The organism is Burkholderia sp. KL41 (assembly GCF_057005415.2).
Genome location: NZ_CM189268.1, coordinates 1204766 through 1219736 on the forward strand (window position 1 = coordinate 1204766; position 14971 = coordinate 1219736).

At 67.9% G+C, this 14971-nt stretch carries 10 protein-coding genes and 1 pseudogene; 2 read left to right on the forward strand and 9 right to left on the reverse strand.

The features are described 5' to 3' along the window. Window positions 1-33 precede the first annotated feature (33 nt). From PQB87_RS39455 to PQB87_RS39480, 6 genes and pseudogenes are all read right to left on the reverse strand, one after another. A pseudogene (locus tag PQB87_RS39455) lies at window positions 34-1308 on the reverse strand (NupC/NupG family nucleoside CNT transporter). Window positions 1309-1657: 349 nt separating this feature from the next. After that, on the reverse strand, window positions 1658-3115 hold the full coding sequence (gene hydA / locus PQB87_RS39460; protein WP_021156782.1) for a dihydropyrimidinase: 1458 nt from the start codon (window positions 3113-3115) through the stop codon (window positions 1658-1660). Between the two features lie 61 nt (window positions 3116-3176). After that, the gene (locus PQB87_RS39465) at window positions 3177-4685 is read right to left on the reverse strand and encodes an NCS1 family nucleobase:cation symporter-1 (protein ID WP_060154396.1); all 1509 of its coding nucleotides are present in this window, start codon (window positions 4683-4685) and stop codon (window positions 3177-3179) included. A 102-nt stretch (window positions 4686-4787) separates the two neighbouring features. Further along, complete coding sequence (gene preA / locus PQB87_RS39470) at window positions 4788-6104, reverse strand: NAD-dependent dihydropyrimidine dehydrogenase subunit PreA (RefSeq protein WP_489244698.1); 1317 nt, start codon at window positions 6102-6104, stop codon at window positions 4788-4790. 70 nt (window positions 6105-6174) lie between these two features. After that, entirely contained in the window at window positions 6175-7512 is a 1338-nt protein-coding gene (locus tag PQB87_RS39475) for an NAD(P)-dependent oxidoreductase (RefSeq protein WP_489244700.1), read from the reverse strand. 130 nt (window positions 7513-7642) lie between these two features. After that, window positions 7643-8923 (reverse strand): Zn-dependent hydrolase, encoded by a 1281-nt coding sequence (locus PQB87_RS39480; protein ID WP_021156778.1) that lies wholly within the window; start codon window positions 8921-8923, stop codon window positions 7643-7645. Between the two features lie 356 nt (window positions 8924-9279). Here PQB87_RS39480 and PQB87_RS39485 point away from each other — a divergent pair, with 356 nt between their 5' ends. After that, the gene (locus PQB87_RS39485) at window positions 9280-9972 is read left to right on the forward strand and encodes a TetR/AcrR family transcriptional regulator (protein WP_059685726.1); all 693 of its coding nucleotides are present in this window, start codon (window positions 9280-9282) and stop codon (window positions 9970-9972) included. 142 nt (window positions 9973-10114) lie between these two features. Here the strand turns inward: PQB87_RS39485 and PQB87_RS39490 are convergent, their stop codons facing one another. Genes PQB87_RS39490 through PQB87_RS39500 form a run of 3 tightly spaced genes read right to left on the reverse strand, consistent with a single transcriptional unit; the run spans window position 10115 to window position 13781 of the window. Continuing rightward, the gene (locus PQB87_RS39490; protein ID WP_027792243.1) at window positions 10115-11305 is read right to left on the reverse strand and encodes an acetyl-CoA C-acetyltransferase; all 1191 of its coding nucleotides are present in this window, start codon (window positions 11303-11305) and stop codon (window positions 10115-10117) included. A gap of 18 nt (window positions 11306-11323) precedes the next feature. Then, window positions 11324-12091, reverse strand: coding sequence for a 3-hydroxyacyl-CoA dehydrogenase (locus tag PQB87_RS39495; protein ID WP_048029023.1), 768 nt, complete (start codon window positions 12089-12091; stop codon window positions 11324-11326). A 22-nt stretch (window positions 12092-12113) separates the two neighbouring features. After that, window positions 12114-13781, reverse strand: coding sequence for an acyl-CoA synthetase (locus tag PQB87_RS39500; protein WP_489244703.1), 1668 nt, complete (start codon window positions 13779-13781; stop codon window positions 12114-12116). Window positions 13782-13925: 144 nt separating this feature from the next. Here PQB87_RS39500 and PQB87_RS39505 point away from each other — a divergent pair, with 144 nt between their 5' ends. Then, on the forward strand, window positions 13926-14945 hold the full coding sequence (locus tag PQB87_RS39505) for an AraC family transcriptional regulator (protein WP_059685721.1): 1020 nt from the start codon (window positions 13926-13928) through the stop codon (window positions 14943-14945). Window positions 14946-14971: the final 26 nt, after the last annotated feature.

The window sequence follows — 14971 nt, forward strand, 5'->3', positions numbered from 1 at the left end:
CCTCTCCTCGATCGTTCAGGTTCAGGCGCAAGTTCAATGAAGCGAAAAGAACAGGCCCGCAATCGCCGCGCTCATCAGGTTCGACAGCGTCGCGGCCGTCAGTGCGCGCAGGCCGTGCCGCGCGACTTCCGAGCGGCGCTCGGGCGCGACCGCGCTGAAGCCGCCCGCGAGGATCGCGATCGACGAGAAGTTCGCGAAGCCGCACAGCGCGAACTACACGATCGCGAGCGTCTTCGGGTCGAGCACCTGCAGGCCGGCCGCCGCGACGTGCTCGCCGCTTTTCAGGTACGGCGACAGGTCGCCATACGCGACGAACTCGTTGAAGATCAGCTTCTCGCCGATGAAGTTGCCGGCCAGTGCCGCGTCGTGCCACGGCACGCCGATGATCCACGCGAGCGGCGCGAACAGGTGGCCGATGATACCCACGAGCGTGATCTGCGGAAAGCCCGCGAACGCCGCCGCGCCGCTGACGATGAGGTTCATCAGCGCGATGAGCCCGACGAACGCGATCAGCATCGCACCGACGTTGATCGCGATCCGCAGCCCGACCGACGCGCCCGACGCCGCCGCCTCGATCACGTTCGCGGCGCGCTTGTCGTCGAAGTCGAGCCCGTCGACCACGACGCGGCTCGGCTCGACCGTCGGAAACAGCAGCTTGCCGAACAGCAGGCCGCCGGGCACCGCCATGAACGACGCGGCGAGCAGGTATTCCATCTTCACGCCGAGGCCGGCGTAGCCGACCAGCACCGAGCCGGCGACCGACGCCATGCCGCTTGCCATCACCGTGAAGATCTCGGCGCTCGTCATGTTCCGCACGAACGGCTTCACGAGCGCGGGCATTTCGCTCTGCCCGAGAAAGATCGTCGCGACGGCCGAGCACGCCTCGATACGGCTCACGCCGAGCACTTTCGCCAGTGCGGCGCCGAGGATCGCGACGATCCACTTCATCACGCCGATGTAGTACAGCACCGCGATCAGCGCGGTCACGAAGATGATCATCGGCAGCACGCGCAGGCCGAACACGAACCCGCCGTCGCCGAACAGCTGGAACATCTTGCTGTCGACGAGCCCGCCGAACACGAACGCGATGCCGTGATTGCCCATGTCGAGCACGCGATTGACGCCGTTCGCGGCCGCCGCCAGCGCCGTGCGGCCGGACGGCACGAACAGCACCAGCGCGCCGATCGCCAGTTGCGTGCACAGCGCGGCGACCATGGTCCGGCCGCTTACCGCGCGCCGGTTGTTCGACAGCAGGTAGGCCACCAGCAGCAGGAACAGCATACCCAGGAGACTGCGCAGAATATCCACCTCGTACTCCTTGCTCTCAATGTTGTTGGACTGTTCGGCGGGCAGGCCCGGCATACCTGCGAAAACGCCGTCGGTGGATATTACTCGCCGGCATGCACGCCGACAACGCAAACAAAATGGCCGCGTTCGAGCAACGTCGCGTGCTTCGTCGACTTGCTCAGTTCTTCTACATACCGGGAGATCGGCAAGACGGGATCACGCCACGATCCGTCCCAAATACTGAGAGAATTGGCGGGATGGGGAGCAGCAGGCAGAAGCGGTGCCGGCATGCACGGGAAGGCTAGATGAAGCATGCGGGGCGTGCCGCTCGACCCGACACGCCCCGCACGTTACACTCGTTACGCACCGTTCAGCCGGCGCGCTCGACCGGATGTGGTTCGCGCAGCCGGTTCGCGATCCGCGCGGCCTCGTAGTAGCCGGCTGCCGGCGGGCGCTTCAGGTAGCGGCCCGCGCCGCGCACCGCGCGCAATTCGCCGTCGGCCCATGCGAGTGCGCCGCGCGTGAGCGTATGCGTCGCGACGCCCTGCACCGTCATCCCCTCGAACACGTTGAAGTCGACCTGCTGGTGATGGGTCTTCACCGAGATCGTCTTCGTCGCGGCAGGGTCCCACACGACGAGGTCGGCATCGGCGCCCACCTGCACGGCGCCCTTGCGCGGATACAGGTTGAAGATCTGCGCGGCGTTCGTCGACGTGATCCGCACGAACTCGTTCGGCGTGATGCGGCCGTGATTCACGCCGTGATGCCACAGCACCGACATGCGATCCTCGACCCCGCCGCAGCCGTTCGGAATCTTCGTGAAATCGTCGCGGCCCATCGCCTTCTGCGACGCGCAGAACACGCAGTGGTCGGTCGCCGTCGTATGCAGTTGCCCCGCCTGCAGCCCGCGCCACAGCGCCTCGCGATGCTCGGCCGAGCGGAACGGCGGGCTCATCACGTGCGCGGCCGCGCGCGTCCAGTCCGGATCGCGATAAACGGCCTCGTCGATCACCAGGTGCCCCGGCAGCACCTCGCCGAACACGCGCAGCCCTTCGCTGCGCGCGCGCGTGATCGCGTCGACCGCGTCCTTCGCGGAGACGTGCACGATGTACACGGGCACGCCGAGCACCTGCGCGATGCGGATCGCACGGTTCGCGGCCTCGCCCTCGACCTCCGGCGGCCGCGACAGCGGATGCGCCTCCGGCCCCGTCATCCCGCGCGCGAGCAGCGCCTTCTGCAGCTGGAACACGAGCTCGCCGTTCTCGGCATGCACGGTCGGCAGCGCGCCGAGTTCGAGCGAACGCGAGAAGCTGTTCACGAGCACCTCGTCGTCGGCCATGATCGCGTTCTTGTACGCCATGAAGTGCTTGAAACTCGACACGCCGTGCTCGCGCACGAGCGTACCCATGTCGCGATGCACGCTCTCGTCCCACCACGTCACGGCCACGTGGAAGCCATAGTCGGCCGCCGCCTTCTCGGCCCAGCCGCGCCATTCGCGGAACGCGTCCATCAGCGGCTGCTTCGGGCTCGGGATCACGAAGTCGATGATGCTCGTCGTGCCGCCGGCGAGCCCGGCGGCCGTGCCCGAGTAGAAATCGTCGCTCGCGGTCGTGCCCATGAACGGCAGTTCCATGTGCGTATGCGGATCGATGCCGCCCGGCATCACGTACTGGTCGTGCGCGTCGACAACGCTCGCGCCGGCCGGCGCGTCGATCTGCTCGGCGATCTGGAGGATCGTGCCGCCGTCTTCAGGGTCCGCGCACAGAACGTCGGCGCGATAGGAGCGGTCCGCATCGACCACGGTGCCGCCGCGAATCAGGATTGCCATGGGGTTGCCTCCTCGTTGACTGTCGGGTGCCGCATCGCACGCATCAAGCACATCGCGCGTGTCATGCGCTCGCGATCTGCGCGCGCTGTCCGGCGCGCCACTTCATCCAGGTGCCGTACACGCCCGACGCCAGCACGAGGCCGACGAACCACGCGTACGTGTAAAGCGTGTTGAAGAACGCCGGCACGTTCGGGAACGACGCCGGAAATGCCGTGTGCAGGAAGCCGGGCAGGTTCGGCAGCACGCCGACCGCGAGCGCGGCCAGCGCGGCCGGGTTCCAGCCGCGCGCGTAGCTGAAGCCGCCGCGTTCGTCGAACAGCGCGCGTGTGTCGAGCCGCGTGCCGCGAATCAGGAAGTAGTCGACCATCATGATCCCCGCCACGGGCCCGAGCAGCGCCGAATAACCGACGAGCCAGGTGAAGATGTAACCGTCCGTCGTCGCGAGGATCTTCCACGGCATCATCACGATCGCGATGGTCGCGGTGATCATCCCGCCGGTGCGGTACGAGATCGCCTTCGGCCACAGGCTCGAGAAATCGTAGGCCGGGCCGACGAGATTCGCGGCGAGGTTGCAGCACATCGTGTCGAGCGTGAGGATCACGAGCGCAATGCCCACGCCGATGCCCGTCATCCGGCTCGTCAGGTCGATCGGATCCCAGATCGCGTTGCCGTAGATCACGACGGTCGCGGACGTCACGACGACCGACACCACCGACAGCAGCGCCATCGGCAACGGCAGCCCGATCGACTGGCCGATCACCTGGTCGCGCTGCGAATGCGCGAAGCGCGTGAAATCGGGGATGTTCAGCGCGAGCGTCGCCCAGAAGCCGACCATCGCGGTCAGGCCCGGCCAGAAGGTCGCCCAGAACAGCCCGGCCTTCTTGCCGCCCGCCGCGAACTGCGACGGCGCCGACAGCATCGTGCCGAAGCCGCCCGCCTTCGACGTCGCCCACCACACGAGCGCCACGCACATCACGACCTTGATCGGCGCGGACCAGCTCTCGAGCCAGCGGATCGAATCGGTGCCGTGCCAGATGAAGTAGAGCTGCAGCGCCCAGAACACGAGAAAGCACGCGAGCTGCCCGAACCCGATGCCGACGACCGGCAGCGCCGCACCGTGCAGCGCGTTGCCGGTCAGGATGTTCAGCAGCGTATAGATCGCACTGCCGCCGAGCCAGGTCTGGATCCCGTACCAGCCGCATGCGACGATCGCGCGCAACAGCGCCGGCAGCTTCGCGCCCTGCGTGCCGAACGACGCGCGCACGAGCACCGCGTATGGAATCCCGTGCTTCGCGCCCGCATGACCGATCAGCAGCATCGGCACGAGCACGATCAGGTTGCCGAGCAACACCGTCGTCACGGCCTGCCACGGCGACATGCCTTCCTGGATCAGCCCCGCCGCAAGCATGTACGACGCAATGTTCATCACCATCCCGACCCAGAGCGCCGCGAAGTGATACCACTTCCACGTGCGCTGCGCCGGCGTCGTCGGCGCGAGGTCGTCGTTGTACAGGCTGCCGCCCTGCGCCGCGGCGCCATCGGGATCGGCGGGATTCGCTGCGTGATTCATTGAACGCACTCCGCGAAAACGTCGGCGCCGGCACCATGCGATGCCGGCCCGGGTGGAACGAAAAGCGGCGGTGCGGGGCTCTCCCGCGCCGCCGGACGCCGGTCAGGCAGCCTTCTTCGCGTGCTTCTCGGGTGCCACCGCACCTGCACTCGCCCCCGCGTCCGCGCTCGCCGGATTGTTCGGATGCGTGGTCCAGTTCGCGTAGTCGCCCGAATCGACGCGCTCCATCGTGATGCATTGCTCGACCGGACACACATGCATGCAAAGATTGCACCCGACGCATTCCGAGTCCACCACTTCGAAGTGACGCACGCCGTCCTTCGTCGCCGTGATCGCCTGGTGCGACGTGTCCTCGCACGCGATATGGCACAGCCCGCACTGGATGCAGCGGTCCTGGTCGATGCGCGCCTTGATGTCGTACTTCAGGTTCAGGTATTTCCAGTCGGTCACGTTCGGCACCGCACGGCCGCGGATATCGTCGAGCGTCGCGTAACCCTTCTCGTCCATCCAGTTCGACAGGCCGTCGGCGAGGTCCGACACGATCCGGAATCCATAATGCATCGCCGCGGTGCACACCTGCACGCTGCCGGCGCCGAGCACCATGAACTCGGCCGCGTCGCGCCACGACGAGATGCCGCCGATGCCGGAGATCGGCAGGTTCGGCGTTTCCGGGTCGCGCGCGATCTCCGCGACCATGTTCAGCGCGATCGGCTTGACCGCCGGGCCGCAATAGCCGCCGTGCGTGCCCTTGCCGTCCACGGTCGGTATCGGCGCCATGTGGTCGAGATCGACCGCGACGATCGAGTTGATCGTGTTGATCAGCGACACGCCGTCCGCACCGCCTTTGTACGCGGCGCGCGACCCCATCCGGATATCGCTGATGTTCGGCGTGAGCTTCACGAGGCACGGCAGCTTCGTGCCTTCCTTCACCCAGCGCGTGACCATCTCCACGTATTCGGGCACCTGCCCGACCGCCGCGCCCATCCCGCGCTCGCTCATCCCGTGCGGACAGCCGAAGTTCAGCTCGACCGCGTCGGCGCCCGTATCCTCGACGAGCGGCAAGATCCATTTCCAGTCCCGCTCGTTGCACGGCACCATCAGCGACACGATCAGCGCGCGTTCCGGCCAGTCGCGCTTCACCTGCGCGATCTCTCTCAGGTTCACGTCGAGCGGACGGTCGGTGATCAGCTCGATGTTGTTCAGCCCCGCGATGCGCTGGCCGTTCCACTGCACGGCGCCGTAGCGCGAACTGACGTTGACGACGTGCGGATCGAGCCCGAGCGTCTTCCACACGACACCGCCCCAGCCCGCCTCGAACGCGCGGTTCACGTTGTAGGCCTTGTCGGTCGGCGGCGCGGACGCCAGCCAGAAGGGATTCGGCGAAGTGATGCCCGCGATGGTGCAGCGAAGGTCGGCCATGTTCGGCTCCGTGAGAGTGGGGTCGTGTTCGTTGTGCTCGTGGTGGTGGTATGCGACGCGCGCGGTGCGCTCACGCGGCCTTCGCGTCGCGTTGCGCGAGCGTCGCGTCGATCGACGCGGCCGCGCGCTTGCCGTCCTGCACGGCCTGCACCGTGAGGTCGATGCCGCCCGTCGCCGCGCAGTCGCCGCCGGCCCACACGTCTGGCCATGCGGTGCGCCCGTCCGCATCCACCGCGATACGCGTGGCGTCCGCGGTCAGCAGCGCGGCTGCGCCATCGTCCGGCACCAGCGTCTGGCCGATCGCCTTCAGCACCATGTCCGCGTCGACGGTGAAACGCTCGCCCGATGCCGCCTCGAACTCGACGCCCGTCACCTGCCCGTTCGCGCCCGCCATGCGCACGGGTTTCGCGTGCGTGACGAGCGTGACGCCGCTCTTCTGCGCGAATTCGCGCTCGGCCCACGTCGCGCTCATCGCGTCCACGCCACGTCGATACACCATCGTCACGCGATCGGCGCCGAGCTTGCGGCTTTGCACCGCCGCATCGATGGCCGTGTTGCCGCCGCCGATCACGACCACGCGCCGCCCGACCGGCACGTTCTCCAGCGCGTCGGCCTGCCGTACCTGCTCGATGAAGTCGACTGCGTTCATCACGCCGCCCAGTTGTTCGCCGTCGATCGCGAGCGCGCGCACGCCGGCGAGGCCCATCGCGAGAAACACCGCGTCGTGCTGCTCGCGCAGCGCGTCCAGCGTGATGTCGCGGCCAAGCGCGACGCCGGTCTGCAGCGTGATGCCGCCCACCGACAGCAGCCACTCGACTTCACGTTGCGCGAAATCGTCGACGGTCTTGTACGCGGCGATCCCGTATTCGTTGAGACCGCCGGCCTTCGGGCGTGCGTCGAACAGCGTGACGCGATGCCCGGCGAGCGCGAGCCGGTGCGCACACGCGAGCCCGGCCGGCCCCGCACCGACCACCGCGACGTGGCGGCCCGTGTCGGGTGCGCGCGTGAAGCGCACCGCGCCGGTCGCCATCGCCCAGTCGGTCGCATGCCGCTGCAGCGCGCCGATCGCAACGGGCTGCGCATCCTGATGATTGCGCACGCATGCGCCTTCGCACAGGATCTCGGTCGGGCACACGCGTGCGCACATCCCGCCGAGCGGATTCGCCGACAGGATGTCGGTCGCGGCGCCCTTCAGGTTGCCGTTGCCGATCTTGCGGATGAAGCTCGGGATGTCGATCTGCGTCGGACAGGCCTGCACGCACGGTGCGTCGTAGCAGTAGTGGCAGCGGCTGGCGGCGGCCGCTGCCGCGGTCGGATCGAGCAGCGGCGCGATATCGGCGAATTCGCACGAGAGTTGCGTGGACGACAGGCGATGCGCGGCGATATCGCCGGTTGGCTTGGTGGTCATACGCGTTCCTTCGACTGGGTGGAGACAAAGCCGTCCCCGCCGGCTGCGAATGCACAGTCGGGGCGGTCATCATTATCAGGAATGCTACGGTCAGGCGGTACGCAGCCTGCCGGCTGCTATGGTCCTTGCGTCATGAAGCCGGCTCGCATGCACGCGACAGCATCGCGTGCAGCAGCACGTTCGCGCCGGCCTCGATCCATGCGGGCGTCGCGTCCTCGATCTCGTTGTGGCTGATGCCGTCGACACACGGCACGAACACCATCGACGTCGGCGCGACCTGGGCGAGATAGCACGCATCGTGCCCCGCGCCCGACACGATGTCGCGATGCGAGTAGCCGAACCGGTCGGCCGCACCGCGCACCGCTTCCACGCAGGCGGAATCGAACGCGACCGGCTTGTAATAGAAAATCTGCTCGAGCTGGGTCTCGAGCCCGATGTCGGCCGCGATGCGCGCCACACCGTCGCGCAATGCAGCATCCATCTTCGCGAGCACCGCGTCGTCCGGATGACGGAAATCGACGGTGAAGAACACGCGTCCGGGAATCACGTTGCGCGAGTTCGGGTAGACCTGCATCATGCCGACCGTCGCGCAGCCGAACGGCGCATGATCGAGGCCGATCCGGTTGACCAGATCGACCACGCGCGACGCACCGAGCAACGCATCGCGCCGGCGCGGCATCGGCGTCGGCCCCGCATGCGCTTCCTGGCCGGTGAACGTGATCTCGTACCAGCGCTGCCCCTGCGCGTCGGTCACGACGCCGATCGTCTTGCACTCCGCTTCGAGTATCGGCCCCTGCTCGATATGCAGCTCGAACGCCGCGTGCAGCTTGCGCCCGCCGCACGGCACGTCGCCCGCGTAGCCGATCCGCGCCAGTTCCTCGCCGATCGTCTTGCCGTCCACGTCCTTGCGTGACAGCCCGTATTCGAGCGGGAAGACGCCCGCGAATACGCCGGATGCGACCATCGCGGGCGCGAAGCGCGAGCCTTCCTCGTTGGTCCAGATCACGACCTCGACCGGATGCTCGGTCTCGATGCCGTGATCGTTGAGACTGCGAATCACCTCGAGGCCGCCGAGCACGCCGTAGATGCCGTCGAAGCGGCCGCCCGTCGGCTGCGAATCCGCGTGCGAGCCGGTAACGACCGGCGCCGCATCGGCCACGCGGCCCGCGCGGCGCATGAACACGTTGCCCATCGTATCGACCGTCACCGTGCAGCCGGCGGCCTTCGCCCAGCCCACGATCAGGTCGCGCCCGGCCTTGTCGAGATCGGTCAGCGCGAGGCGGCACACGCCGCCCTTCGGCGTCGCACCGATCTTCGCGACTTCCATCAGGCTGTCCCACAACCGCTTGCCGTCGACCTTGATCGACGTGTCGAAAGCTGCCCGCTTCACTGTTTCCGATACCGCGTTCATTCGTATCGCTCCTGTGGGGTCGGTGATGTCGTCAGCCCGGTCTGTGCCGGTGCGTGCAATACCTGTTTCGGGGCAATCCCGCCCATGCGCGGTGCATGTCCCGGTCGTGCGCGAAGTTCGTCCGACGAATCGCCGGAACTGCCTTCCGCCGCTCGTCGAATCCTGTCCGATTGGACAGGTTTTAGACGATCAAAATGACCAAAGCAATGTCTTTCTTTCGTGGATCGATAGAGCGAGAAACGTGCCATCGCAACGCAGCATCGCTGCGGATGCGCCGTTTCCGCATGCGTGCGTTCGACGCGGATCAGCGGCTAGAATGAAGCCCAACGCGGCATGCCCGCCGCGCGAGGGTAACGATGAGACATGACGAGGCGGCAGCCGAAGCAACCGACAGCGACGAAACGTCCGCGCCTTTGCGGCGACGCAAGGCACACATTCGCGAGTCCAACGAAGCGCATCTGCTCGCGTGTGCGGAGGCCGTGTTCGCCGAGCGCGGGCTCGACGGCGCGAGCACCGCGATGATCGCGGAGCGCGCGGGCCTGCCGAAGGCGAACCTGCATTACTACTTCCCGACGAAGCTCGCGCTGTACCGTCGCGTGCTCGACGACCTGTTCGAGGACTGGCATCGCGCGGCCGGCACATTCGAGGCTGGCGACGATCCAGTGGAAGCGATCGGCGGCTACGTGCGCGCGAAGATGGATCTGTCGCGACGGCGCCCGCTCGGCTCGAAGGTCTGGGCCAACGAGATCATCCATGGCGCGGAGCACATGCAGGACATCCTGTCGCAACGCGTGAAGCCGTGGTTCGACACGCGCGTGAAGGTGATCGACGGCTGGATCGCGCGCGGGCTGCTCGCGCCGATCGACGCGCATGCGCTGATGTACCTGATCTGGGCGACCACGCAGCACTACGCGGATTTCGATGCGCAGATCCGCGCGCTGAGCGGCAAGCGTGCGTTCACGCAGAAGGCGTTCGCCGAGACGACCGAGCAGGTCGTGCAGCTCGTGATTCGCGCATGCGGCGCGGTATCGCCGCACGCGAAGGCGTAGCGCAACGCGAATCGCCGTTCACTGAAAACGAAGCGGGCGAAGGTCAACGCGCAGAGACGGCCTGCGCGATGCCCTTCGCCCGTAGCGCGATACGGTCAGCGTGCCGTACCGCGCGTGTGCGTCGTTACGTGCGTGCTACGCGTCAAGCGACGCGCTCGATCGCGATGGCCGTCGCCTCGCCGCCGCCGATGCACAGCGATGCGATGCCGCGCTTCAGGCCATACGTCTCGAGCGCGGCCAGCAGCGTCACCATCACGCGCGCACCCGACGCACCGATCGGATGGCCGAGCGCGCACGCGCCGCCGTGCACGTTGACCTTCTCGTGCGGCAGGTCGAGATCGCGCATCGCGGCCATCGGTACCACCGCGAACGCTTCGTTGATCTCGAACAGGTCGACGTCGCGCAGGTTCCAGCCGGTTTTCTCGGAAAGCTTGCGCAGTGCGCCGATCGGCGCGGTCGCGAACAGGCCCGGCTTGTCCGCGTAGGTCGAATGCCCGACGATCACGGCCTTCGGCGTGAGGCCCAGGCGCTCGGCTTCCGAGCGGCGCATCATCACGAGCGCGGCCGCGCCGTCCGAGATCGACGACGCATTGGCGGCCGTCACCGTGCCGCCGTCGCGGAACGCCGGCTTCAGCGTCGGGATCTTGTCGAGTTTCGCCTTGCCCGGCTGTTCGTCGATCGACACGACGGTTTCGGACTTGCCGGCCTTCACGGTCACCGGCGCGATCTCCGACACGAAATGCCCTTCGGCGATCGCGCGTTGCGCGCGCGTCAGCGACGCGATCGCGAACGCATCCTGTGCATCGCGCGTGAACTGGTACGCCTGCGCACAATCCTCCGCGAACGTGCCCATCAGGCGGCCCTTCTCGTACGCGTCCTCGAGCCCGTCGAGGAACATGTGATCGAGCACCTGCCCGTGGCCCATCCGCATCCCCGCGCGCGCCTTCGGCAGCAGATACGGCGCGTTCGTCATGCTCTCCATCCCGCCCGCGACGGCGACACCCGCCGAGCCCGCCAGCAACAGGTCGTGCGCGAACATCGCGGCCTTCATCCCCGAGCCGCACATCTTGTTGACCGTGGTCGCGCCTGCCCCGAGCGGCAGTCCGGCCTTCAGCGCGGCCTGCCGCGCCGGTGCCTGGCCCTGGCCCGCCGGCAGCACGCAGCCGAACACGATTTCATCGATACGCTCGGCCGGCACGTTCGCGCGCTCGAGCGCCGCGCGAATCGCCACCGCGCCGAGGTCGCTCGCGCTGGCTGCCGCCAGGTCGCCCTGAAAACCACCCATCGGCGTACGCGCCGTGCCAACGATTACGATCGGATCCTGAGTCGTCATGATTCGCTTCCTCCAGTGTCAGCGCGGTGCCATGCGCAACGCGCCATCGAGACGGATGACTTCGCCGTTCAGCATCGTGTTTTCGGCGATGTGGCGCACCAGCGCCGCAAATTCTTCCGGGCGGCCGAGCCGCGGCGGGAACGGCACGCTCTTGCCGAGCGCGTCCTGCACGTCCTGCGGCATGCCGGCCATCATCGGCGTCGCGAAGATGCCCGGCGCGACCGTCACCACGCGAATGCCGAACCGCGCAAGCTCGCGCGCGATCGGCAGCGTCATGCCCACGACACCGCTCTTCGATGCCGCATACGCAGCCTGCCCGATCTGCCCGTCGAACGCCGCGACCGATGCGGTGTTGACGATCACGCCGCGCTCGCCTTCCGCATCGGCGTCCTGCTTCGACATCGCTTCGGCGGCCAGCCGGATCATGTTGAACGTACCGACCAGATTGATCGACACCGCGCGCGCGAAGCGGTCGAGCGAATGCGGACCCTCGCGGCCCACCACCTTCTCGCCCGGCGCGACGCCCGCGCAGTTGACGAGCGCGTCGATGCGGCCGAACGCGTCACGCGCGGCGGCGACGGCCGCCTGGCCGTCGGCTTCGCTCGTCACGTCGGTCTTCACGAAGCGTGCAGCCTCGCCAAGTGCGTGCGCGAGGCCCGCACCGGCCTCTTCGTTGACGTCCAGCAGCACGGCCTTGCCGCCTTCCGCGACCACCATGCGCGCCACCGCGGCGCCGAGGCCCGACCCGGCGCCCGTGATCAGAAAAACGCGATCCTTGATATTCATTCGCAATCCGTACAGTGTGTGTTCAGGGTTGAGCGACCTTGTCGGCTTCCATCTTGCGCAACACGAAGCGCTGGATCTTGCCGCTCGGGGTTTTAGGCAGCGCATCGACGAAGTCGATCGCGCGGGGATAGGCGTGAGCGGACAGCCGCCGCTTCACGTGCTGGCTCAGTTCCTCGGCCAGTGCCGGCGTGCCGTCGAAGTCGTTCGACAGCACGACGAACGCCTTGACGATCTCCGTGCGCTCCGCATCGGGCACGCCGATGACGGCGGCCTCGCTCACGGCCGGATGCTCGATCAGCGCGCTTTCCACGTCGAACGGGCCGATCCGGTAGCCGGACGACGTGATCACGTCGTCCGCGCGGCCGATGAAGCTCACGGTGCCGTCCGGCTCCAGCTCGACGTTGTCGCCGGTCCGGTAATAGCCGCCCGCGATCGCCGGCGTGTCCTGTTGCCAGTAGCCGTGGAACCACAGCAGCGGCGAGCGCGCGATGTCGATCGCGAGGTTGCCGGGCTCGCCGGGGCCGAGTTCGCGGCTCGCTTCGTCGAGCACCGCGACGCGGTAGCCGGGCATCGCGAAGCCGGCCGAACCGGCGTGGACGGCATGCGCGAGGCCGTGGTGGTTGTTCACGACCATCCCGAGTTCAGTCTGGCCGTAGTGATCGTAGATCGGCGCGCCGAGCGCCGCGTCGAACGAGCGCACGACTTCCGGATTCAACGGCTCGCCCGCACTGCTGACCACGCGCAGCTTGCCCTTCAGCCGCGCCGCCGCTTCCGTCCCGGCCGCCATCAGCATCCGGAACGCAGTCGGCGAGCCGGCGAGGCTCGTGATCCCGAGCCGTTCGATCACGTCGTACGTGCTGTCGACCGTGAAGCTGCCCTCGTAGAGCGTCGTCGCGTGGCCGAGCATCAGCGGGCCCGTGATCGCGTAATAGAGCCCGTATGCCCAGCCCGGATCGGCGATGTTCCAGAACCGGTCGCCCGCCCGCAGGTCGACCGCTTCGCGCATGTACGCGCTGAACGCGAGCAGCGCGCGCAGCGGCACCGGCACGCCCTTCGGCAAACCCGTCGTGCCCGACGTCGACATCATCATGAACAGGTCCGCCCCCTTGCGCAGCACCGGTTCGAACGAGTCGGACTGCGCATCGAGCGCCGCACGGAAATCGATGTCGCTTTCCGGCAGCGTCTCGCCCGGGTCGCGCACCGTCGCAACGGTCGGGCAAGCGGCGATCTCGTCGAGCTTCGCGCGATTCGCGACGTTGGTCACGACCAGGCGCGCGTCGCTCATGCGCAGCCGGTGCTCGATCGCCTTCGGGCCGAACGCGGTGAACAGCGGCTGGTAGACGGCGCCCGCGCGCCACGTGCCGAGGATCGTCGCGACGAGTTCGGGCGTGCGCGGCAACAGGCCGGCCACCACGTCGCCCGGCTTCACGCCCTGCGCGACCAGCAGGTTCGCGACGCGTGCCGACAGCGCCTTCATCTGCGCAAACGTGTAGCGGCGGTGCTGCCCGCCGGCGTCGATCCAGTCGAGCGCGATCGCGTCCGCGGACGCGTGCCGGTCGCAGCATTCCACGCACGCGTTCAGGCCGCGCTCCAGGTCACCATGCAATTGCTGCGCGGCGGTCTCGATACTGAATCGGGCCACGGCGTCGGCGTAGGCCGGCACCGCCCGGGCGGTAGCTCCATCAGGCATGCGTGTCTCCTGTGCGTTATGGCCCCCGGCGAGCCAGGGGCGCGACGGGGATAGCTCGATAGTAGACAGCCCGCACATTGCAATCAATGACAAACAGAATCTAGAATCGTGATCGCTTTTGCCATGTCGGGAGGATGCAGGAAAATGGGGCCGCAGATGATTTCGCCGGATTTCGTCGACGACGCGCTCGCGTGCCTGCGCCGGCAACGCATCGCGACGGCGCCCGTGCTGCGCGCCGCCGGCCTGCCGGCCGCCGTGCGCGAGCCCGTCACGCCGCAGCAGTACGGCAGGCTGTGGCTTGCGATCGCCGGCACCCTCGACGACGAATTCTTCGGGCTCGCCGCGCGCCCGATGCGGCACGGCAGCTTCACGCTGCTGTGCCACGCGGTGCTGCACGCCGGCACGCTCGACAAGGCGCTGCGGCGCGCGCTGCAGTTCCTGCGCGTGGTGCTGGACGAGCCGCACGGCGAGCTCGTCGTGGCCGACGGGCAGGCGCAGATCGTGCTGACGCAGACGGGCACGCCCTACCCGGCGTTCGCATACCGGACGTTCTGGCTGATGCTCCTCGGCGTCGCATGCTGGCTGATCGGCCGGCGCATCCCGCTGCAACGCATCGACTTCGCGTGCCCGAGCCCCGACCAGCGCAGCGACTATCACCAGTTCTTCGGCGTGCCCGTGCATTTCGACCGGCCCGACAGCCGGCTCGCATTCAACGCCGCCTACCTCGCGCTGCCGACGATCCGCTCCGAGCAGGCGCTGAAGACCTTCCTGCGCGGCGCGCCCGGCAACCTGCTCGTGCGCTACCGGCACGATACGGGCTGGGTCGCGAAAACGCGCGCGCAGCTGAAGACGCTGCCGGCCGCCGAGTGGCCCGATTTCGATACGCTGGCCGTGCGCGTCGGCACGACGCCCGCGACGCTGCGGCGGCGTCTGCGCAGCGAAGGACAAAGCTTCGCGGCAATCAAGGACGAGTTGCGCGGCGCGCTCGCCCAGTCGCTGCTGCGCGGGCACACGCTCAGCGTCGCGGAGATCGCGGTCGAGCTCGGCTTCACCGAGCCGAGCGCGTTTCATCGCGCGTTCCGGAAATGGACGGGTACGAGCCCCGGTGCGTTCCGTCGGGACGTGCATGCGGCCGAGGCGGAACCGGGAAGTGCGAGCGGATGATGCGGCAGGCGGCCGTCGACTGGCGT